Origin of the sequence: Rahnella sp. CFA14(1/10) (assembly GCF_004195095.1) — a bacterium.
Lineage (GTDB): Bacteria > Pseudomonadota > Gammaproteobacteria > Enterobacterales > Enterobacteriaceae > Rahnella > Rahnella perminowiae.
The window spans coordinates 43,654-65,126 of the sequence record NZ_SEWS01000005.1; the positions used below are offsets into that span (position 1 = coordinate 43,654).

The window sequence follows — 21,473 nt, forward strand, 5'->3', positions numbered from 1 at the left end:
ATCCACATTTAGCGTTCAGCTCAGGCAGGGGGATACCTTGTTTCTCGCACAAGAAATTATTCGTAAAAAACGTGACGGTCAGCCTTTAAGCGACGAGGAAATTCGTTTCTTCATTAATGGTATTCGCGACAGCCAGGTTTCAGAAGGCCAGATTGCCGCGCTGGCAATGACTATCTATTTCAATGACATGTCTATGAAAGAACGTGTTTCGCTGACCATGGCGATGCGTGATTCAGGCACCGTGCTCAACTGGAAAAGCCTCGGCCTGAACGGTCCGGTCGTGGATAAGCATTCGACCGGCGGCGTGGGTGATGTGACCTCGCTGATGCTGGGCCCGATGGTAGCGGCATGCGGCGGTTATGTCCCGATGATTTCCGGCCGTGGTCTCGGTCATACCGGCGGTACGCTCGATAAACTCGAAGCGATTCCGGGCTTCGATATTTTCCCGGATGACAGCCGTTTTCGCAGCATCATTCAGGATGTCGGCGTGGCAATCATCGGCCAGACCAGCTCGCTGGCACCGGCAGATAAGCGTTTCTATGCAACCCGCGATATCACCGCAACCGTCGATTCCATTCCGCTGATCACGGCTTCGATCCTCGCCAAAAAACTGGCTGAAGGCCTGGATGCGTTGGTGATGGACGTCAAGGTGGGGTCCGGCGCGTTCATGCCGACTTATTCGCTGTCAGAAGATCTGGCGCAGGCGATTGTCGATGTGGCGAATGGTGCGGGTTGTAAAACCACCGCGTTGCTGACTGATATGAATCAGGTGCTGGCATCCAGCGCCGGTAATGCGGTTGAAGTGCGTGAAGCCGTGCGCTTCCTGACAGGTGAATACCGTAATCCGCGCCTGCTGGAAGTCACCATGGCGCTGTGTGTTGAAATGCTGCTGTCCGGCGGTCTGGCAAAAGATGACGCCGACGCCCGTCGCCAGCTGCAGGCTGTGCTGGATAACGGCAAAGCCGCCGAAGTCTTTGGCCGCATGATTGCTGCCCAGAAAGGCCCGGCCGATTTCATCGAGAATTACGATCGTTATCTGCAACAGGCCACGCTGAGCAAACCGGTTTATGCCGAAGGCAACGGGATTGTCAGTGCGATGGACACCCGTGCGCTGGGCATGACCGTCGTGTCACTGGGGGGCGGACGTCGCCGCGCCAGCGATGCCATCGACTACAGCGTCGGTCTGACCCATATGGCACAACTGGGCCAGCAGGTGGATACCCGTCAGCCACTGGCGATGATCCACGCCAACAGTGAAGCGGCCTGGCAGCAGGCGGCGCAGGAAGTGCGTGCGGCGATTGTCCTGAGCGACAACGCGCCGGAAAGCACGCCGGTGATTTACCGTCGGATCGGCAGTAACGCTTGATTTCAGGCCACATCGCCCCCATTTAAGATTGATCAGGTGCGCGGCAGTTCCGCGTGACCCAATGCGTAACCATTCGCAGGAGAGCAAAATGAAACGTACATTTATCATGGTGTTAGACTCATTCGGTATCGGTGCCAGTGAAGATGCCGGGCGCTTTGATGATACCGGTTCTGACACATTGGGCCACATCGCGGCTGCCTGCGCGCGTGGCGATGCGGACAAAGGCCGTCAGGGCCCGCTGAATCTGCCTAACCTGACCCGCCTGGGGTTGGCGAAAGCCGCTGAAGAATCTACCGGAAAAATCCCTGACGGCATGGACGGAAATGCTGAAATTACCGGCGCCTATGCTTACGCCAGCGAGTTGTCTTCCGGTAAAGATACCCCGTCAGGCCACTGGGAAATCGCCGGCGTGCCTGTTTTGTTTGACTGGGGCTATTTCAGCGATACCACCAACAGTTTCCCGCAGGAACTGCTCGATAAACTGGTAGAGCGCGCTAATCTGCCGGGCTATCTCGGTAACTGCCACTCTTCCGGTACCGTTGTGCTGGATGAGTTGGGCGAAGAACACATGAAAACCGGCAAGCCGATTTTCTACACCTCTGCTGACTCCGTCTTCCAGATTGCCTGCCACGAAGAAACCTTCGGGCTGGATCGCCTGTACGAACTGTGCGAAATCGCCCGTGAAGAGCTGACCGAAGGCGGCTACAACATCGGTCGCGTGATTGCCCGTCCGTTCATCGGCGATAAAGCCGGTAACTTCGAGCGTACCGGTAATCGTCATGACTTAGCGGTTGAGCCACCGGCTCCGACCATCCTGAAAAAGCTGGTCGATGAGAAAAAGGGTCATGTGGTGTCTGTGGGTAAAATTGCAGATATTTATGCACAGGTTGGTATCACTAAAAAGGTGAAGGCCACCGGTCTGGACGCGCTGTTTGACGCCACCATCGAAGAGATGAAACAAGCCGGGGACAAAACCATCGTCTTCACCAACTTTGTTGATTTCGACTCCTCTTACGGCCATCGCCGTGATGTGCCGGGTTATGCTGCCGCGCTGGAGTTGTTCGACCGCCGCATGCCTGAACTGCTGGAGCTGGTGAAAGAAGATGACATCATCATTTTCACGGCTGATCACGGTTGTGACCCGACCTGGCGCGGTACCGATCACACCCGCGAGCACATTCCGGTCTTAATCTATGGCCCGAAAGTAAAACCGGGTTCATTAGGCCATCGTGAAACTTTCGCGGATATCGGCCAGACAGTCGCCAAATATTTCGATCTGTCGCCGATGGATTACGGTAAGTCGATGCTATAACGCTTTGTATACACGGCCAGTTCTTTATACTGGCCGCGTTTTTTATGATGAATATGACACCTCGCTGATTAAGGAATAAGAAGATGGCAACTCCACACATTAATGCTGAAATGGGCGACTTTGCTGACGTCGTGCTGATGCCGGGCGACCCGCTGCGCGCCAGGCACATCGCGGAAACCTTCCTTCAGGATGTTAAGCAGGTGAACGACGTGCGTGGCATGTTGGGGTTCACCGGCACGTATAAAGGCCGCAAAATCTCAGTGATGGGCCATGGCATGGGCATTCCTTCCTGCTCCATTTATGCCAAAGAACTGATCACTGAATTCGGCGTAAAAAAAATCATCCGCGTGGGTTCGTGTGGTGCTGTTCGTGCCGACATCAAACTGCGTGACATTGTGATCGGCATGGGTGCCTGCACCGATTCCAAAGTGAACCGTATGCGTTTCAAAGACCATGACTACGCGGCTATCGCGGACTACGACATGGTGCGTAACGCCGCTGACGCTGCGAAAGCTAAAGGCATCAATGCCCGCGTCGGTAACATCTTCTCCGCCGACCTGTTCTATACACCGGACCCGCAAATGTTCGATGTAATGGAAAAGTACGGCATTTTGGGTGTGGAAATGGAAGCGGCTGGGATCTACGGTGTGGCGGCAGAATTTGGTGCAAAAGCACTGACTATCTGTACTGTCTCCGACCATATCCGTACGCACGAACAAACCACTGCCGCTGAACGTCAGACCACCTTCAACGACATGATCGAAATCGCGCTGGAATCTGTTCTGCTGGGCGATAAAGAATAAATTCTGCTGATATAGCAGAGACGAAAACGGGCACCAAATGGTGCCCGTTTTGCTATGCGTTTTCCTGTTCATCACTGAACTGCTCATGTCTGAACTTGTAGATTTACTGCGTCAGGGCAGTCTGACGGCAAAAGAGATCACGGCGCAACTTCACGGAGCAACTCCACATCACCCCGTCAACGCTCTCAAGGCGGCTGGCCTGAATCACTTCGGCCGGCTGCGTTTCAGGCTGCGATAAGCAGCCTGTGCGGCTTCTTTGGTCTGCGCTTCGGTGGCAGGTTTAGCGGGCACCACATCGGATTCCGGCTCAGGAATATTGAGCACCGGTGGCGGGCCGAACTCATCCGGTTCGTCTTCCTGTTCATCATCTTCTTTTACCGGCTTACTGGCGGTCAGCAGGAACGGTGATTGCTGCCAGCGTGAACGGCGGCCCTGCAACAATGTGCGGGCCAGAATAATACCGACACCCAGCGCGGCGAGCATCATCAGGCGCAACAGGTTAGTGGTGTTATCCACCTGCTTGGACTCGGTTGCCAGCACATGCGTGTCGAGTGTGATGCGTAAAAATCCGCCCGGCCCGTTTTTATCTTCTATCGGTACCACAATCTGATGATTGAAGTAGCTGCCCGCACGTTTGCCATCGAGCGACAAACGGTCGCGAACCGGCACCTGTTCACCGGCATGCGCCACCAGGGAACCGTCAGACTCATAAACGCTGGCGTCAAGAATGCGACTGCTCTCGGTAAGCTGACTCAAAATAGTGGAAATTTGTGCGATATCAGCGCCATCATTATCGCTGTCCATCAGGGGTGCGAGCGAAAACGCCACCTGTCGGGCGAGCGTTTGCGCAAGCTGTTCCACCTGCGTCGAACGTGCCAGTTGATGTCCCAGACTGAAATAAGATGCGCCCTGCATCAGAATGACAAGTAATGCGAGACTTATCAATACGATAGCCGCGCGGTGCAGGCGAAATTTAAGTTTGGCCTTGGCCATTCTGTTTCCTTGCGTATTTCGATGACTTTATGTTGCCAGAAGACGCCACGATAAGGTAGCTTGATGCCTCATTTTACCCTGCATCCTTCAAGCTGCCTCTGCGTTGGCTGCCTTCATTCACTCCGGTCACTGACCTGTGTCAGTTCCCGGAGATTCATTCCGTTGCCGCCTTGATGCAACTCGAATGATTTTGGGTAAATAGTGATATTTGTTTTCCTAATACCATAACGCCCTACAGGAGCCATCATGCCAAACAGTCTGACCTATTGCGATCTTCCTGCGGAGATCCACCAATGGCCGGGACTTCCCCTTTCATTGAGCGGTGATGAAGTCATGCCGCTGGATTACCGGGCGGGACATACCGGATGGCTTCTGTATGGTAGAAAACTTGATAAAACCAGCATTACGCTGTTCCAGCGCCGGTTAGGCCGCGCTCTGGTGATTGTCAGCGCATGGTCAGTGGAAGGTTATCAGGTTGTGCGCCTCGCAGGCTCACTCACTGCCGACGCACAGTTTCTCGCCGAATCTTTTGAATTTGATGTCGCTCAGCTGGGGAAAGTGCCGTATCTGCGTGTGCCAGGCCTGCTGGTCATGGACATGGATTCTACCGCGATTGAAATTGAATGCATCGATGAAATTGCCAAACTGGCAGGCGTCGGTGAGCAGGTCGCGGAAGTCACCGAACGCGCGATGCGCGGCGAGCTGGATTTCTCCGCCAGTCTGCGTCAGCGCGTGGCGACATTGAAAGATGCGGATGCCAGTATTCTACAGCAGGTGCGTGAAACCCTGCCGCTGATGCCGGGTCTGACGGTGATGGTTCAGCGTTTACAGGAAGCGGGCTGGCACGTGGCGATTGCCTCCGGCGGCTTTACATATTATGCCGAATACCTGCGCGACCAGCTGAATCTGATCGACGTGGCCGCGAACGAACTGGAAATCCGTGACGGCAAACTGACAGGCCGTGTGATCGGGCCGATCGTTGACGCGCAATATAAAGCCGATACTCTGCTGAAACTGGCAGAAAAACTGGGTATTCCCCACGCGCAAACCGTGGCTATCGGTGATGGGGCGAATGACCTGAAAATGATGGCGGTTGCGGGCATGGGTATTGCTTATCACGCCAAACCGAAAGTTTATGAACAGGCTTCAGTCTGCATCCGACATGCCGATCTGCTTGGCGTGTTGTGTATTCTCAGCGGTAGCCAGTCTTAAATACCCGCCATACTTCAAGCCGCATCTGCGTTAGCTGCAATCACTCACCCGAATCACTGACGTATGTCAGCTCATCGGGATGAGTGCTCTGGCCGCCTTGATGCAACTCGAATTATTTAGGGTGTTCACTATTATTTTGAAGAGGTAAGTTGTGGCAAAAGCAGCAAAACGTGCATTTGTGTGTAATGAATGTGGCGCAGATTATCCGCGCTGGCAAGGGCAGTGCAGTGCCTGTCAGGCCTGGAACAGCATTACTGAAATCCGTTTGGCCGCTTCCCCTACGGTGGCGCGTAACGAACGTCTGACCGGTTATGCCGGGGATGCCGGGGTCAGCCGCGTGCAGAAACTGTCGGATATCAGCCTTGATGAACTGCCGCGTTTCAGTACCGGTTTTAAAGAGTTTGACCGGGTATTAGGTGGCGGCGTGGTACCGGGCAGTGCCATTCTCATTGGCGGTAACCCCGGTGCCGGTAAAAGTACGCTGTTGCTGCAAATTCTGTGTCATCTCAGTGAAAACATGAAAACCCTTTACGTTACGGGTGAAGAATCACTGCAACAGGTCGCGATGCGCGCGCATCGTCTGGGTTTACCAACGGCTAACATGAATATGCTGTCGGAAACCAGCATCGAACAGATTTGTGAGATTGCAGATGCGGAACAGCCGAAGCTGATGGTGATCGACTCCATTCAGGTGATGCATATGGCCGATATTCAGTCGTCGCCGGGTACGGTCGCTCAGGTGCGTGAAACGGCGGCGTATCTTACCCGTTTCGCTAAAACGCGCGGCGTGGCGATTGTCATGGTCGGTCATGTCACTAAAGACGGTTCACTGGCGGGGCCCAAAGTACTGGAGCACTGTATTGACTGTTCCGTACTGCTCGACGGTGATGCCGATTCGCGTTTCCGTACATTGCGCAGCCACAAAAACCGCTTTGGCGCGGTGAACGAACTGGGCGTATTTGCTATGACCGAGCAGGGGCTGCGTGAAGTCAGCAACCCGTCGGCAATTTTCCTCAGCCGGGGAGATGAAATTACCTCCGGCAGCTCCGTCATGGTGCTATGGGAAGGAACGCGTCCGCTGTTGGTTGAGGTTCAGGCGCTGGTCGATCATTCGATGATGGGCAATCCCCGTCGTGTGGCGGTCGGTCTTGAGCAGAACCGTCTGGCCATATTACTCGCGGTGCTGCACCGTCATGGCGGCTTACAGATGGCGGATCAGGATGTCTTTGTTAACGTGGTCGGTGGCGTGAAAGTCACCGAAACCAGTGCCGACCTGGCGCTGTTGCTGTCGCTGGTATCGAGCCTGCGTGACCGTCCGCTGCCGCAGGATTTGGTGGTGTTCGGTGAGGTCGGGCTGGCGGGGGAAATCCGTCCGGTGCCAAGCGGTCAGGAGCGTATAACTGAAGCGGCGAAACACGGTTTTAAACGCGCCATTGTGCCGTACGCTAACGTGCCGAAAAAAGTGCCCGCCGGTATGCAGGTATTTGGCGTCAAAAAACTGGCTGATGCGCTGGCGATCCTCGATGATTTGTAACGGTTAACCGCTGTCGCTGCTGAGGGCCTTTGTGCTATTTTTTGTTTAGTACAGAAAACCTGAGGACAAGGCATGTCACAGTTCGACTATCTAAAAACCGCGATAAAACAACAGGGACGCACGCTGCAACAGGTGGCCGAAGCCAGCGGGATGACCAAGGGTTATCTCAGCCAGTTGTTGAATGCAAAGATAAAAAGCCCCAGCGCCCAAAAACTGGAGGCATTGCACCGTTTCCTGGATCTTGAGTTTCCCCGTCGTGAGAAAAATATTGGCGTGGTGTTCGGTAAGTTTTATCCGCTGCACACCGGCCACATTTATCTGATTCAGCGCGCCTGTAGTCAGGTCGATGAGCTGCATATCATCATGGGTTATGACGAACCACGCGACCGCGAGCTGTTTGAGAACAGCTCAATGTCTCAGCAACCCACGGTCAGCGACCGCCTGCGCTGGTTATTGCAGACCTTCAAGTATCAGAAAAACATCCGCATTCATGCCTTTAACGAAGAGGGGATGGAGCCGTATCCGCACGGCTGGGATGTCTGGGGGCGTGGCATTAAAGAGTTTATGGATCAGAAAGGCATTGAACCGAATACTATTTATTCCAGTGAAGAAGCTGATGCGCCACAGTACCGGGAACATCTCGGTATTGAAACGGTGCTGATCGACCCGAAACGTTCGTTTATGAATATCAGTGGCCGTCAGATCCGTCAGGATCCGTTCCGTTACTGGGATTATATTCCGACTGAAGTTAAACCGTTTTTCGTACGCACGGTGGCGATTCTGGGCGGCGAATCCAGCGGGAAATCGACGCTGGTGAATAAATTAGCCAATATCTTCAACACGACCAGCGCGTGGGAATATGGCCGCGATTATGTGTTCTCGCACCTCGGTGGCGATGAAATGGCGCTGCAATATTCCGATTATGACAAAATTGCACTCGGGCAGGCGCAGTACATTGATTTTGCAGTAAAATATGCCAATAAAGTGGCGTTTATTGATACCGACTTCCTGACCACCCAAGCCTTCTGTAAAAAATATGAAGGGCGTGAGCATCCGTTTGTGCAGGCGCTGATGGATGAATACCGGTTTGATCTGGTTATTTTGCTGGAAAACAATACACCGTGGGTTGCGGATGGCCTGCGTAGTCTGGGCAGTACGTCTGACCGGATGTCTTTTCAAAATCTGTTAATTGAAATGCTCAGGCAGAACCAGGTGGAATATGTTCACGTGGAGTCATCAGATTATGATCAGCGTTTTCTCGAATGTGTGGAACTGGTGCAGAACATGCTGGCGGCGGACACCAGCCGGTTAAATGAACCCCCTGTACGCTGATCAAAAATCAGCAATCAGAGCTGCGGGCATACATAGCGTTCACACGTGAACGAAAACACGTGAATGAAAAAGCCCCGTCATGAAAATGCGGGGCTTTGCATATAAGGCCACAGCGGACTTAGAAAGCGACGACCACTTTACCCTGCATATGGCCGTCGAGTACTTTGGCATGCGCGGCTTCGATGCTTTCCACGGTCAGGCCATGCAGGGTGTCGCTCAGGGTGGTCCGGACTTTCCCTTCGTCAACCAGCGCGGCGACGCGTTTGAGAATTTCGCCCTGTTCGGCAATATCCGGCGTGGTAAACATACTGCGGGTGTACATCAGCTCCCAGTGCAGGGCGGCACTTTTCAGCTTCAGTTTATTCATATCCAGCGGATGTTCGTTTTCAACGATGGTACAGATATGACCCATTGGCGCGATCAGATCAGCGATTGTCTCCCAATGGCCGTCGGTATCGTTCAGACACAGAATAAAATCTACCTGCCTGATGTCGTGTTTCGCCAGTTCACCTTTCAGATCTTTGTAATTTACGGTCAGATCGGCACCGCGATCCAGACACCATTTTGCTGATTCCGGGCGCGAAGCGGTGGCAATGACTTTCACGTTGCTGCGCAGTGACGCGAACGGGATCGCAAGCGAACCTACGCCACCGGCCCCGCCGATGATCAGCAGCGTTTTATCCGCAGACGCGTCCTGAATTTTCAGATGCTCGAACAACGCCTCCCAGGCGGTCAGTGTGGTCAGCGGCATGGCGGCGGCTTCAGCCCAGTTCAGGCTTTGCGGTTTGAGGGACACAATGCGTGAGTCGATGAGATGTTCAGCCGCGTTACTTCCGGAACGGGTGATATCTCCGGCGTACCAGACTTCATCGCCGGGTTTGAAATTTTTCACCGCGCTGCCCACGGATTTAACAATGCCGCTGGCATCCCAGCCCAGCACTTTCGGTGCATCCAGACCGCTTTTCTGCACACCTTTGTGTACTTTAGTATCGACCGGATTGACCGACACGGCTTTCACTTCCACCAGCAAGTCATAATCTTTCGCGACGGGTTGCGGTAATTCGACGGCGATGAAATGGGCCGGATCTTTCGGGTTCACTGCAATAGCGTTAATTGTCATGTTTTCTCTCTCCGTTAGGTATACGCAAAGTCTAGCCCGCATCCGTGAAGCTGATAAGATGGACAATAACTAACAAAGTGTTCGTCTTAGGTGAACAATCATGTTTAAGCAGTTACAGGATATGGCGCTGTTTGCGCTGGTGGCCGAATGCGGCAGTTTTACTCAGGCCGCCGGCCGGGCCGGTTTGCCCAAATCCAGCGTCAGTCAGCGCATCAGCCAGCTCGAGAAATCCGTCGGACTGCGCCTGCTTAACCGTACCACACGCCAGCTGAATCTGACGTTTGCCGGTGAACGTTACCTGATCCACTGTCAGGAAATGATGCAGGCCAGCGAAAGGGCGGAGCTGGCCATCCGCCGGTTACGCGATAATCCGAGCGGGCGGTTGCGGATCACCAGTCCGGCAGGGCTCGGGGCGACGTTACTGGCGCGCATGAACGTCGAGTTTCAGAAACGTTATCCGGATGTTTCGCTGGAGGTGTCGGTGTCCGATGCGATGGTCGATCTGGTGCAGGAAGGGTTTGATATCGCCTTGCGTACGGGTAAACCGCAGGATTCCTCGCTGATCGGCCGCGAACTGGGGCACAGCCCGCGTTACCTGCTGGCGTCGCCGGCGTATCTGGCACAGCAGCCATCCCTGGATTCGCCGCAGCAACTGGCGTCGCATCACTGCATCGCACACCGGGCGTGGTCTGAGTGGGTACTGCATCGCGGCGATACCTGGCACCGCTGGTTGCTGCCTTCGGCGCATACCACCGACAATCTGCTGTATGCGCGGGAGTGCGCGCTGGCAGGTGCAGGCATCACATTGCTGCCTGCATTTTTATGCCATGACGAAGTCGCGAAAGGCACGCTGGTGCGCGTGTTGCCGGAATGGGAAGCAGAAGGGAATGATTTGTATCTGGTTTATCCGGGACGAAAGCTGAATTCGCCGGCACTGGTCTGTTTTATTGAGTTTATGCTGGAAGAATATAGGTTTTCAGAAAGCTACAGCGAGGCGCTGACGGGATAGATTTGAGTGAATTGCCGCCATAAAAAAGGCCCGTTTCCGGGCCTGATATTCGGCTGAAGATGATTATTTGATCATCTTTTTGTACTTAATGCGCTTTGGTTCCAACGCATCGGCACCTAAAGTCCGTTTTTTGTATTCTTCGTATTCGGTGAAGTTACCTTCGAAGAACTCGACTTTGCCTTCATCCTGATAATCGAGGATGTGCGTCGCGATACGGTCGAGGAACCAGCGGTCATGGGAAATGACCATCGCGCAGCCCGGGAATTCCAGCAAGGCGTTTTCCAGTGCACGCAGGGTTTCGATGTCGAGGTCATTGGTCGGTTCATCGAGCAGCAACATGTTACCGCCAACCTGCAGCAGTTTTGCCAGATGCAAACGGCCACGTTCACCACCGGACAGTTCGCCAACACGTTTGCCCTGATCAACCCCTTTGAAGTTAAAGCGGCCCACGTAGGCGCGGCTTGGCATTTCAGTGGTGCCGATGCGCATGATGTCCTGACCACCGGAGACTTCTTCCCAGACGGTTTTGCTGTTATCCATTGAATCACGGAACTGATCCACAGACGCCAGTTTCACGGTATCGCCCAGCTCGATGGTGCCGCTGTTAGCGTCTTCCTGACCTGACATCATACGGAACAGCGTTGATTTACCGGCGCCGTTCGGGCCGATAATCCCGACGATCGCGCCTTTCGGTACGGAGAAGGACAGGTCGTCGATCAGAACGCGATCACCGTAAGACTTGCTCAGGTTTTTCACTTCGACAACTTTGTCGCCCAGGCGGGGACCCGGTGGAATGAACAGTTCGTTGGTTTCGTTACGTTTCTGGTATTCGGTGCTGTTCAGCTCCTCAAAGCGTGCCAGACGGGCCTTGCCTTTAGACTGACGGCCTTTTGCGCCCTGACGAACCCACTCCAGTTCCTTCTCGATAGATTTACGGCGTGCGGCTTCGGAAGAGGCTTCCTGCGCCAGACGTTCGTCTTTTTGTTCCAGCCAGGTGGAATAATTGCCTTCCCACGGAATACCTTCACCGCGGTCAAGTTCGAGGATCCAGCCAGCCACATTATCAAGGAAGTAACGGTCGTGGGTAATTGCCACTACGGTACCTTCGAAGTCGTGCAGGAAGCGTTCCAGCCATGCCACGGATTCCGCATCCAGGTGGTTGGTCGGTTCGTCGAGCAGCAGCATGTCTGGTTTTTCGAGCAGCAGGCGGCAAAGTGCCACACGGCGGCGCTCACCACCGGACAGGTTAGCCACTTTCGCATCCCAGTCTGGCAGACGCAGCGCATCAGCAGCACGTTCCAGCTGGCTGTTGAGGTTGTGGCCATCGTGTGCCTGGATGATCTCTTCCAGCTTACCCTGTTCAGCCGCCAGTTTATCGAAATCCGCTTCCGGCTCAGCGTACAGTGCATACACTTCATCGAGACGTTTTAACGCGCCAACGACTTCAGAAACAGCTTCTTCCACGGACTCACGCACGGTGTGTTCCATGTTCAGCTGAGGTTCCTGCGGCAGGTAACCGATTTTCAGATCAGGCTGCGGACGTGCTTCACCTTCGATGTCGGTATCGATACCGGCCATGATGCGCAGCAGGGTGGATTTACCCGAACCGTTCAGACCCAGAACACCGATTTTAGCGCCAGGGAAGAAACTCAGGGAGATGTTCTTAAGAATATGACGCTTCGGCGGAACAACTTTGCCGAGGCGATGCATGGAATATACGTATTGAGCCACGTTGTTTTGAGCCTCTTTCTCTGCGGGCCGCGCGCTGTCTGCGAAGGGCAGGCGCTGCGGCAAATTAAAGTCAGCCCCGCCTGACTGCGGCATGACTGATAAGGGTTCCGACTGCGAAGTTTAGCGTGTTTCAGCCGGGTTCCCAACCATCAGGTTCACAGTAAGGCAAGAATGTTGCCGGCGGGTAGCAGGTGGCGGAGAGATTAGCCAAACGGAATGTTGAATTCATCCGGTTCGCCTGACGGGCGCAGTGGCCGGTTGCGACCGACAAACATCCCGGTTGTCAGAATATCGGTGAGTTTAACAACATGATAAATGGCCTGTTTATTTTGCGTTTTTACTTTGCGCTTGATATTGCCTTTATGCGACGCCACCGTTTTTTGTTTGATATTCAGGTGCTGGGAAATATTTTCGGTGTTCAGCCCTGACATCCACATTTTCAGAATACTGGATTCAGTCCGGCTCAGGCTGACCGGTGTGAGATCCAACAATTGTTCCGCTTCTGCCGGGCGTGACAGCAGCAGGTTACGGGCAATCAGCTGATAAATGGTGGTTGTCCGGATGGATTTGGACAAAATAATGATGTTTTTACGGATCGGCACATAGCTCTGATAATTCAGGTTTTCTTTGGAAATGAAAACAAAGAACAGCGTACCGGGATGCGCGTCTATCATATCCCGCAGGGTGTGGCCTGACTGAGCATCAGACGTAAAGCAATCTTCATTCACAAAGATGATTTCAGGCGTCAGGGAATGGCATGTCGCGTGCAGTTCGTCGATATCCTTAAGCGAAAGAATGTCTTTCTGCTGTTGTCCGTTTAATTGCAATAACGAATGCAATGCCAGCTGCGTGTAATAGCATCTGTCTACAATCATCGATGACATTGTGTTCACCTGTTTGTTGGCTTCTGTTCGGCTGCAAAGCAGCCAGAGAGCTCGTTTTTTATAAAACTGGTCCTACAGCGATGGGGCATTCCTGTAAAAACTGCCGTAAAAATTGATGGTTGCCGGCAATATTCGTTTGCTGTGAAAAGGGATACCCTGGCGAGAGTAATAAGGCGGTAAAGGATTGATGTAAATCAGCAAAACGGGCATTGGGACGTTTTGTGAGATCTTTGAGACGAATTGAGCGCGGAAAATATTAAAGTTTCAGAATGATGACATTTTTTATCGTAAAACGCCGGGCTACAAAAGGTAACCCGGCATCCGGATAAATCATCAAGCTTTCTGGCGAATGAAGCGGTTAACCAGCCATTTTTCGATTTCGACAATCACGAAGATCATCGCGCCGACTACCAGCGTGATGCCCCAGAATTTCAGCGGCATCGGTACGGTGCCGAACAGCTGGTTCATGACCGGCAGATAAATCAGCGCCAGTTGCAGGAGCAGCAGGACAGCGGAAACTACCCACAAGCCTTTATTAACAAACACTTCACGCGTCAGCGGGAAACGATCCATCACGCGGCAGTTAAACATATACACCCACTGCGCGGTGACCAGTGTCTGCAGCAGTACGGTGCGGATCAAATCGCTGCTGTAACCGCGCGGTTGCATCCAGGCTTCCAGCACGAACGCACTGCAGGCAATCAGAATGCCCACGAAGGCAATACGCCAGACAGCATGCAGATCGAGTACGTGCTGACCCGGTGCGCGCGGGCGGCGGGTCATCATGCTTTTCTCGCCCGGCTCAAAGGCCAGACCGAAGGACAGCGTGGTCGATGTCGCCATGTTCATCCATAAGATCTGAACCGGCGTCAGCGGAATGACCGCACCGGCCAGAATCGCCAGGATAATCAGCAGCCCCTGCGCGAGGTTGGTCGGCAGGATAAACAGAATGGTTTTCTTCAGGTTGTCGTAAACGCGACGACCTTCTCTGACGGCGCTGGCGATGGTCGCGAAGTTATCATCGGTCAGTACCATATCAGCGGCTTCTTTGGTCACTTCGGTGCCTTTAATGCCCATGGCAATGCCGACGTCAGCCTGTTTCAGCGCGGGTGCATCGTTGACCCCGTCGCCGGTCATGCCGACGACTTCGCCGCTATCCTGTAATGCCTTGACCAGGCGTAATTTATGCTCAGGGCTGGTACGGGCGAAAATATCGTACTGGCTGGCGGCCACAGCCAGTTCAGCATCGTCCATATGTTCGAGCTGGTAACCGGTGATCGCGTCTGCGCTGTTGCCGATCCCCAGCATTTTGCCAATGGCCATCGCGGTTTCCTGGTGGTCACCGGTGATCATCTTCACGCGGATCCCGGCCTGCTGACACTGAGCAATCGCGTCAATCGCTTCAGGGCGCGGCGGATCCATCATGCCGGCGATACCGGCAAAAATCAGGCCCTGTTGCAAATGACTGTGGTTCAGGTCACCGTCGATTTCCGGCTCATCTTTCAGTGCCGCAGCAACCATACGCAGGCCCTGGCGGGCGTAGCGCGCCATCTCTTCTTCCCAGTATTCGCGGCGGAAAGGCTGCACGCCGTTTTCGGTCAGTTCAAGCGAGGCTAAGGAGAACAGAACGTCCGGTGCGCCGGTCACAAACAACCGGGTTTTGCCATTGATACGTTGCAGGGTGGACATGTATTTATGTTTAGAATCGAACGGAATTTTATCCAGTGGTTCGACTTTACCGGTATTCAGGTTTGATTTAGCCGCCAGCACTTTCAGTGCGCCGGACGTCGGGCCGCCGGTTATGCCCCAGTGGCCTTTATCGTCCTGCAGTAATTGGCTGTCATTACATAAATCTACCGCGGTGATGAAAGTGTTAAGTACAGGTGTATTGATAACATCGATCTGCTTGCGGCTTTGCGTGTCAGTAATCCGGCCTTTAGGCTGATAGCTTTCGCCTTCTACCTGATAAGCGCGGTCTGCCAGAATGACGGCTTTCACGGTCATTTCATTCATGGTCAGCGTGCCGGTTTTATCCGAGCAAATTACTGTCATAGAACCGAGTGTTTCGACCGTTGGCAGCTTACGGATAATGGCGTGATTACGTGCCATCGTTTGCACACCGAGAGAAAGGATGATGGAAATGATGGCCGGTAAACCTTCCGGCACGGAGGCCACGGCCAGGCTAATCAGCGACAGCAACAGTTCGCCCAGCGGCATGTCGCGCAGAATGAAGGCGAAAATAAACAGGAATGCCATCATCAGCAAAATCAGGGCGAAAATGCCTTTGCCCAGTTTGTCGATTTGCTGCAGCAGCGGGGTGCGCTGTGGCGTGATCGACGACATCATTTGGTTGATGTGACCCAGTTCTGTGTCTTTACCAGTGGCACAGACCACACCGGTTGCGGTACCGCCACTGATCATGGTGCCGGAGAACAACAGGTTATGGCGGTCGCCGATCATGACTTCATCGTCAATGACCTGTGCGTTTTTGACCACTACGGTGGATTCGCCCGTCAGAATGGCTTCTTCGACCTGCAGGTTATGCGCACTGATGATACGCAAGTCCGCCGGGATCTTGTCACCGGGGCGCAACTGTACGATATCGCCAGGCACCAGTTGATCAGCGTTGATGGTTTGTATCTGGCCGTCACGCATGACAACTGCCTGACTTGACAGCATATTCTGAATGCTTTTCAGGGATTTTTCAGCGCTGTTTTCCTGCAAAAAACCAATCAGCGCATTGATGACGGCTACGCCCAGAATGACCAGCGTATCGACCCAGTGCCCCATGGCACCTGTCACAATAGCCGCCGCAAGCAGGATATAAATCAGGACATCATTGAAGTGCGCCAGAAAACGCATCAGGGCGCTTTTAGCCGCTTTTTCCGGCAGGGCATTGGGGCCGTACTCTTTCAGGCGTTCGCTGGCATCATGCCGGGTCAGGCCATTCTCGCCGGTTCCCAGACGCTGCATGGCGTCGTTACCACTAATCTGATACCAGTTTGTGTTTTCCGTCGCGGCAGAAGAAGAAGGGCTGGCATTAGTTTTTACTGATGAAGTTGAGTGAGTCATTTACTTTTCCATAAGCGATGAGCTGAGCCGATATTCATATTTCACTTTCATAAGAAGAAATAGCGAATATCAAAAAATCAATTTTACATAGGGTGCGATCATAATTAATTATCTGCGGATAAATTTGATCTGAGCCAATAAATAGTTTTTTTGCATGGCTGTTAATAATTTTTATATTTAAAAACAAGCAGGTAAGAGGATTAGATTTTCGGTATTAATTACCTTTTATTTAGGGTTTGTTTAAAAATTAAATACCTGCGTAAATTACGGTAAGTAAATCTTAGTTTTGTCAGTGCGTTTATTTAATTTGAAACTGTAAGGGTGCTATCTATTGGGGTTTTACAGGATAATACCTGCTAATTAATTACGGATATCCTATGGTGAGAAATTATTCCCGCCTGATATTCTGTGACAGAAAATAGATCTGCCGCTGTCTGGTAACTCTCCGTCGCTTGCACCACACTGTGTAAAGTTTGTGATGCTGTTCCTGCATCGCTTCAATTTTAAAAATGAATCGATTAGCGTAGTGGCTGTCTACAGAATGCAAAACAGTTCGGCACAACCCGTGAGGATAAAGGTAAGTATGGTCAAGGTGGACAAATGGCACTCTCTGGCGATGAGTGTGTTGCTGATAACAGTATCGGGCGTGGCGAAAGCTGACTCGCTGGACGCGCAACGCCAGCACTATATGCAGATTAAACAGGCGTGGGATAATAATCAGATGGATGTTGTCAGTGAGCTGATGCCAACGCTGAAAGATTATCCCCTTTATCCTTATCTGGAATACCGGCAACTGACGCAGGAGCTGGGCGATGCGACTCCGGCGCAGGTGAATGCCTTTGTGAAGGCTAATCCGACGTTGCCTCCGGCGCGTTCCCTGCCAGCACGTTTTGTAAACGAACTGGCGCGCCGTCAGGACTGGAACAGTTTGTTGTCTTTCAGCCCGCAGCCGCCGAAACCGGTTGCCGCCCGCTGTAACTACTATTATGCCAAATGGGCCACCGGCGATCAGAAAACGGCCTTTGATGGCGCAAAAGATATCTGGCTTACCGGCACTTCATTGCCGAACACCTGCGATAAGCTGTTTTCCGTCTGGCAGGGCGCAGGTAACCAGACCGCACTGACCACGCTACAACGCATCGGTCTGGCGATGAAAACCGGCAATACTAATCTGGTGAACTTCCTGGCAAAGCAATTACCGCCGGATTATCAGACTATGCGCGATGCGCTGCTGGATTTGCAAAATAACCCGAATACTCTTGAAAGTTTTGCGCGCAGCGTCGGGCCGACTGATTTTACCCGTAATGCCACCAGCGTTACGTTTGCGCGTATCGCCCGTGATGATGCTGAAAATGCCCGTTCGATGATCCCGGTTCTCGCGCGTCTGCAAAAGATGAGTGACAGTGAACGTCTGGATCTGGAAGAAGCCGTCGCCTGGCGCTATATGGGCAGCGACGCCACACCGGAACAGGCTGCATGGCGCGATAACGTCATTCTGCGCAGCCATTCCACCACACTGGTGGAGCGTCGCATTCGTATGGCGCTGGCCGCCGGCGATCGTCAGGGGCTGAGGCAGTGGCTGGATCGTCTGCCATCGGATGCGCTTCAGGAAGATGAATGGCAATACTGGCGTGCGTCAGTCATGATCGATAACGGTCAGCGCTCGCAGGGTGAGGCCATGCTGCGCACCTTAATGAAGGGACGCGGATTCTATCCGATGGCCGCAGCACAGAAGCTCAATGTGGCTTATCCGATGCAAATTTCTGTCGCGGTAAAACCGGATGCCAGTATTGCTAAATTGCCGGAAGTTGCCCGCGTCCGTGAGCTGATGTACTGGCAGATGGACAACCTGGCGCGGACCGAGTGGAGCTATCTGGTCAGCAGCCGCCCTGAATCTCAGCAGTCGGCACTGGCACGTTACGCTTTCGAGCAGAAATGGCCCGATCTCAGTGTACAGGCGACCATTACCGGCAAGCTGTGGGATTATCTGGAAGAGCGTTTCCCGCTGGCGTGGCCGGATGAATTCCGTCAGGCCACCAACGACAAAGGCATCACACAAAGCTACGCGATGGCGATTGCCCGTCAGGAAAGTGCGTGGAATCCGAAAGCCCGTTCACCGGTGGGAGCCGCCGGTCTGATGCAGGTGATGCCTGCCACCGCGCAACATACTGTGGACATGTTTGGCCTGCAGGGTTACAGCAATCCGGCACAGTTGCTGGATCCGCAAATGAATATCACGATTGGTACCCGCTATCTGGAATATGTCTATCAGATGTTTGGCCGCAACCGTATTTTATCCAGCGCCGCTTATAACGCCGGGCCTTCCCGTGTGAATACCTGGCTGGGCAACAGCGCGGGCAGGGTGGATTCGGTCGCGTTCATTGAGAGTATCCCTTTCTCTGAAACTCGCCGGTATGTTAAAAATGTGTTGGCATATGATGCGTTTTATCGCTATTTTTTACATCAACCGGCAAAGATTTTGACGGATGCCGAATGGCAGAGGCGTTACTGATCCCGAAGTGTTTATGATAAGCTGCTGTACTAGTTTAATAGTATGGCAGCTCGCTCATGACTCAACGATCCATCACTGACCCTGCTCTTTCCCAACAAGGTAATGAGGACTGGCAGTGCTTTCTGGCACTGCTACAGCAATCTTTTGCTGAAAATCTGCATCAGGATCTGCTGCAACTGCTTCTGACACCCGACGAGCGCGCCGCGCTGGGAACGCGGGTACGTATAATTCAGGAGCTGATGCGGGGGGAGATGAGTCAGCGTGAGCTGAAAAGCCAGCTGGGCGCCGGTATCGCCACGATAACCCGGGGATCGAATGGGTTAAAAACGGCACCGTCAGCGCTAAAGGATTGGTTGAGCGGGCAACTGCTTGAAGACAAAACGGGCGACTAAAGCGCCCGTATCAATCTTAAATTCAATGGGTCTGTGCGCGGGTTTGATAAACCGGATTATGGAAAGGTGCTAAAGCCAGCACCAGCGCCTGATGATAAACGCTGGTACGTGTCAGTTTTCCGGCGGTAAAAATGCCGATGGCGCCGCCTTTACGCTTCACTTCTGCAATGCCCGTCAGTTTTTCCATTTCATCTCCCAGTTCGCTGCCCTGGTTAATCCCCTGTAAAATGATTTCAGGTAACATTAAACTGGCTGAACGTGATTCGCCGCGCTGGTGCATATTCTCAATGACCATCCAGGCGAAGGTCATATTGTCTTCGATACCCGCTTCTACGCCGACCCAGAAGTCAGCTTCGGGACGAACCTGACGTGCGCCGATAACACGATGGCGCGCTCCGGTCCGGGTTTCATTACTGCCGATAGGTTGATTGGGTACGCCACTGTCGACGTCAACACCTTCAATGCGAAATGCCTCAGCGCCGAAAATATCTTCAAAAGCCATGGCGATCGCTTTGATTTTTGCCGGGTTAGTGGTTGCAGCGACAACATGATACATAGAGTTTTAGCATCCTTTAGCAAATTTCACGCAGTATAACGGAAAACACTCATGTTACAGGTATATCTCGTCCGTCATGGCGAAACAGAATGGAACGCCGCCCGCCGTATTCAGGGGCAGTCAGACAGTCCGCTGACGGCCAAAGGTCTTTATCAGGCCCGTCAGGTTGCTCAGCGCGTACGTAATGAAGGGATCACTCACGTTATCACCAGTGATTTAGGACGAACCCGCCACACGGCGCAGATTATTGCTGATGCCTGTGGGTGTGAAGTGATCGAGGAGCCCCGTTTGCGCGAACTGCATATGGGCGTGCTGGAAGAACGTATTCTGGATGGCCTGACGGAGCAGGAAGAAACATGGCGTAAGCAAATGGTCGATGGTTCACCAAAAGGGCGTATCCCCGAAGGTGAAACGATGACTGAACTGGCCGTGCGTATGCGTGCCGCGCTTGACAGCTGTCTGGATTTACCGGCGGGAAGCAAGCCGCTGCTGGTCAGCCACGGTATTGCGCTGGGCTGTCTGATCAGTACGATCCTCGGATTGCCGGCGTATGCGGAACGTCGCCTGCGTCTGCGTAACTGTTCATTGTCGCGTGTCGATCATCAGCAAAGCGCATGGCTGGCAAATGGCTGGATTGTGGAAACGGCGGGCGATGTATCACATCTTGATCTGCCCGCGCTAGACGAGTTGCAACGCTAACGCCGGGAGGCGTTAGCGGCGGATTGGGATCAGGTAATCACACCGTATTTCAGTTGGCTCGGTGCCTGGATCACGGCCATTGGTGTAAAAGCGTTCGATATCCTGTCCCTTTCTGCGAGTCAGTTTCAACGTTGGCAGACAGGTGCTGTACAACGTCAGAATAAACTCCTGCAGATGCTCCGGTGTGCCATCGTAGTGGAACATGGCATATTCACCGTGCTGTAACACAATCGGCTGACCTTCAACGTTTTCAGGCAGGTGCTGAGCTTCCAGCGCTGTTGTGTACAAGACTTCCTGCTCATCATCTTTCTCCTGGCTTGGACGAGAATGGTGCAGGCCATAAAGAATAGGTGGCAGCGTTTTCGCTTCGCCAATATATTGACGCCAGAAATGTCGACGCATCTCGTTGCGGTACGTGGTGATTTGCTCCAGCGTACATGAATAGCTTTGCGTCATGCCGATCAGATGCTGTTCCGGCAGGGAGATATATTCGGGTTGCGGCAGTGTGAATGCACCCAGGCGGATAGGCGGGCAAATACCAAATGAATGCCAGTCTTCAGCACGACGATACAGTGCTGGCGTCTGTGCGAACTGTTTTTTGAAAGCCCGGGTAAACGTTTGTTGAGAGTCAAAACGGTACTGAAGGGCGATATCTAAAATCGGGCGACTGGTGAGGCGCAAAGCAACAGCCGCTTTCGACAGACGGCGGGCACGAATATAAGCGCCAATGGCATTATTAGTGACGTCTTTAAACATGCGCTGCAGGTGCCACTTGGAATAGCCGGCCTTGGCTGCGACGTTGTCGAGTGACAAGGGCTGGTCTAAATGGGTTTCTAACCAGCTAAGAAGGTCACGAATGATTCCTGCTTGATCCATAGATCGTCCTCGTTGAACTAAGATAGATGCACAGAATGATGGGCGGCATAATAGCAACTTTTTCCCGATA

The 21,473-nt window shown here is 53.1% G+C and carries 17 protein-coding genes; 10 read left to right on the forward strand and 7 right to left on the reverse strand.

The genetic code is table 11. The features are described from left to right. Positions 1-37: 37 nt before the first annotated feature. The 3 genes from deoA to deoD all read left to right on the forward strand — a co-directional run bounded on the left by deoA (position 38) and on the right by deoD (position 3,481). Positions 38-1,366 (forward strand): thymidine phosphorylase, encoded by a 1,329-nt coding sequence (gene deoA / locus EVX52_RS11160; RefSeq protein ID WP_129953275.1) that lies wholly within the window; start codon positions 38-40, stop codon positions 1,364-1,366. Between the two features lie 88 nt (positions 1,367-1,454). Continuing rightward, entirely contained in the window at positions 1,455-2,678 is a 1,224-nt protein-coding gene (gene deoB / locus EVX52_RS11165) for a phosphopentomutase (RefSeq protein WP_129991292.1), read from the forward strand. Between the two features lie 83 nt (positions 2,679-2,761). Next, the gene (gene deoD / locus EVX52_RS11170) at positions 2,762-3,481 is read left to right on the forward strand and encodes a purine-nucleoside phosphorylase (RefSeq protein WP_015698752.1); all 720 of its coding nucleotides are present in this window, start codon (positions 2,762-2,764) and stop codon (positions 3,479-3,481) included. Between the two features lie 204 nt (positions 3,482-3,685). Here the strand turns inward: deoD and EVX52_RS11175 are convergent, their stop codons facing one another. After that, positions 3,686-4,474 carry a YtjB family periplasmic protein gene (locus tag EVX52_RS11175; RefSeq protein WP_129953273.1) on the reverse strand — a complete coding sequence of 263 codons (789 nt, stop codon included), beginning with the start codon at positions 4,472-4,474 and terminating at the stop codon, positions 3,686-3,688. Positions 4,475-4,720: 246 nt separating this feature from the next. On the opposite strand from EVX52_RS11175, the gene serB reads away from it, so the two are divergent. The 3 genes from serB to nadR all read left to right on the forward strand — a co-directional run bounded on the left by serB (position 4,721) and on the right by nadR (position 8,552). After that, positions 4,721-5,686, forward strand: a complete 966-nt coding sequence (gene serB, locus EVX52_RS11180; protein ID WP_129991293.1) for a phosphoserine phosphatase — start codon at positions 4,721-4,723, stop codon at positions 5,684-5,686. Between the two features lie 151 nt (positions 5,687-5,837). Beyond that, positions 5,838-7,220: a DNA repair protein RadA gene (gene radA / locus EVX52_RS11185; RefSeq protein WP_129953271.1), complete on the forward strand. Its 1,383-nt coding sequence runs from the start codon at positions 5,838-5,840 to the stop codon at positions 7,218-7,220. A 72-nt stretch (positions 7,221-7,292) separates the two neighbouring features. Next, a complete protein-coding gene (nadR, locus tag EVX52_RS11190; protein WP_129953270.1) occupies positions 7,293-8,552 on the forward strand; it encodes a multifunctional transcriptional regulator/nicotinamide-nucleotide adenylyltransferase/ribosylnicotinamide kinase NadR in 1,260 nt (419 codons plus the stop codon). Positions 8,553-8,670: 118 nt separating this feature from the next. Here the strand turns inward: nadR and EVX52_RS11195 are convergent, their stop codons facing one another. Continuing rightward, entirely contained in the window at positions 8,671-9,672 is a 1,002-nt protein-coding gene (locus EVX52_RS11195) for a zinc-binding alcohol dehydrogenase family protein (RefSeq protein ID WP_129953269.1), read from the reverse strand. Between the two features lie 100 nt (positions 9,673-9,772). On the opposite strand from EVX52_RS11195, the gene EVX52_RS11200 reads away from it, so the two are divergent. Next, a complete protein-coding gene (locus EVX52_RS11200; RefSeq protein WP_129953268.1) occupies positions 9,773-10,681 on the forward strand; it encodes a LysR family transcriptional regulator in 909 nt (302 codons plus the stop codon). A 63-nt stretch (positions 10,682-10,744) separates the two neighbouring features. Here the strand turns inward: EVX52_RS11200 and ettA are convergent, their stop codons facing one another. From ettA to EVX52_RS11215, 3 genes are all read right to left on the reverse strand, one after another. Then, positions 10,745-12,412 (reverse strand): energy-dependent translational throttle protein EttA, encoded by a 1,668-nt coding sequence (gene ettA, locus EVX52_RS11205; protein ID WP_129991294.1) that lies wholly within the window; start codon positions 12,410-12,412, stop codon positions 10,745-10,747. Between the two features lie 203 nt (positions 12,413-12,615). Beyond that, positions 12,616-13,296, reverse strand: a complete 681-nt coding sequence (gene rcsA, locus EVX52_RS11210) for a transcriptional regulator RcsA (protein ID WP_129953266.1) — start codon at positions 13,294-13,296, stop codon at positions 12,616-12,618. 333 nt (positions 13,297-13,629) lie between these two features. Beyond that, on the reverse strand, positions 13,630-16,368 hold the full coding sequence (locus EVX52_RS11215; RefSeq protein ID WP_129991295.1) for a cation-transporting P-type ATPase: 2,739 nt from the start codon (positions 16,366-16,368) through the stop codon (positions 13,630-13,632). A 583-nt stretch (positions 16,369-16,951) separates the two neighbouring features. Here EVX52_RS11215 and sltY point away from each other — a divergent pair. Further along, entirely contained in the window at positions 16,952-18,880 is a 1,929-nt protein-coding gene (gene sltY, locus EVX52_RS11220; protein WP_129991296.1) for a murein transglycosylase, read from the forward strand. Positions 18,881-18,936: 56 nt separating this feature from the next. Next, positions 18,937-19,272, forward strand: a complete 336-nt coding sequence (gene trpR, locus EVX52_RS11225; RefSeq protein ID WP_129953263.1) for a trp operon repressor — start codon at positions 18,937-18,939, stop codon at positions 19,270-19,272. A 22-nt stretch (positions 19,273-19,294) separates the two neighbouring features. Here trpR and yjjX read toward each other — a convergent pair whose 3' ends face one another. Further along, positions 19,295-19,828: an inosine/xanthosine triphosphatase gene (yjjX, locus tag EVX52_RS11230; protein WP_047609789.1), complete on the reverse strand. Its 534-nt coding sequence runs from the start codon at positions 19,826-19,828 to the stop codon at positions 19,295-19,297. 51 nt (positions 19,829-19,879) lie between these two features. Here yjjX and gpmB point away from each other — a divergent pair, with 51 nt between their 5' ends. After that, complete coding sequence (gene gpmB / locus EVX52_RS11235) at positions 19,880-20,527, forward strand: 2,3-diphosphoglycerate-dependent phosphoglycerate mutase GpmB (RefSeq protein WP_129953262.1); 648 nt, start codon at positions 19,880-19,882, stop codon at positions 20,525-20,527. A gap of 12 nt (positions 20,528-20,539) precedes the next feature. Here gpmB and robA read toward each other — a convergent pair whose 3' ends face one another. Then, positions 20,540-21,403 carry an MDR efflux pump AcrAB transcriptional activator RobA gene (gene robA, locus EVX52_RS11240; protein ID WP_129953261.1) on the reverse strand — a complete coding sequence of 288 codons (864 nt, stop codon included), beginning with the start codon at positions 21,401-21,403 and terminating at the stop codon, positions 20,540-20,542. Positions 21,404-21,473: the final 70 nt, after the last annotated feature.

What these genes read in the sequence shown, in the direction of transcription:
- gpmB (WP_129953262.1), top strand. Translation starts at nt 19,880, where the DNA reads ATGTTACAGGTATATCTCGTCCGTCATGGCGAAACAGAATGGAACGCC.
- EVX52_RS11195 (WP_129953269.1), bottom strand. Translation starts at nt 9,672, where the DNA reads ATGACAATTAACGCTATTGCAGTGAACCCGAAAGATCCGGCCCATTTC.
- EVX52_RS11175 (WP_129953273.1), bottom strand. Translation starts at nt 4,474, where the DNA reads ATGGCCAAGGCCAAACTTAAATTTCGCCTGCACCGCGCGGCTATCGTA.
- deoD (WP_015698752.1), top strand. Translation starts at nt 2,762, where the DNA reads ATGGCAACTCCACACATTAATGCTGAAATGGGCGACTTTGCTGACGTC.
- nadR (WP_129953270.1), top strand. Translation starts at nt 7,293, where the DNA reads ATGTCACAGTTCGACTATCTAAAAACCGCGATAAAACAACAGGGACGC.
- yjjX (WP_047609789.1), bottom strand. Translation starts at nt 19,828, where the DNA reads ATGTATCATGTTGTCGCTGCAACCACTAACCCGGCAAAAATCAAAGCG.
- EVX52_RS11200 (WP_129953268.1), top strand. Translation starts at nt 9,773, where the DNA reads ATGTTTAAGCAGTTACAGGATATGGCGCTGTTTGCGCTGGTGGCCGAA.
- robA (WP_129953261.1), bottom strand. Translation starts at nt 21,403, where the DNA reads ATGGATCAAGCAGGAATCATTCGTGACCTTCTTAGCTGGTTAGAAACC.
- rcsA (WP_129953266.1), bottom strand. Translation starts at nt 13,296, where the DNA reads ATGTCATCGATGATTGTAGACAGATGCTATTACACGCAGCTGGCATTG.
- deoB (WP_129991292.1), top strand. Translation starts at nt 1,455, where the DNA reads ATGAAACGTACATTTATCATGGTGTTAGACTCATTCGGTATCGGTGCC.
- EVX52_RS11215 (WP_129991295.1), bottom strand. Translation starts at nt 16,368, where the DNA reads ATGACTCACTCAACTTCATCAGTAAAAACTAATGCCAGCCCTTCTTCT.
- sltY (WP_129991296.1), top strand. Translation starts at nt 16,952, where the DNA reads ATGGTCAAGGTGGACAAATGGCACTCTCTGGCGATGAGTGTGTTGCTG.
- serB (WP_129991293.1), top strand. Translation starts at nt 4,721, where the DNA reads ATGCCAAACAGTCTGACCTATTGCGATCTTCCTGCGGAGATCCACCAA.
- trpR (WP_129953263.1), top strand. Translation starts at nt 18,937, where the DNA reads ATGACTCAACGATCCATCACTGACCCTGCTCTTTCCCAACAAGGTAAT.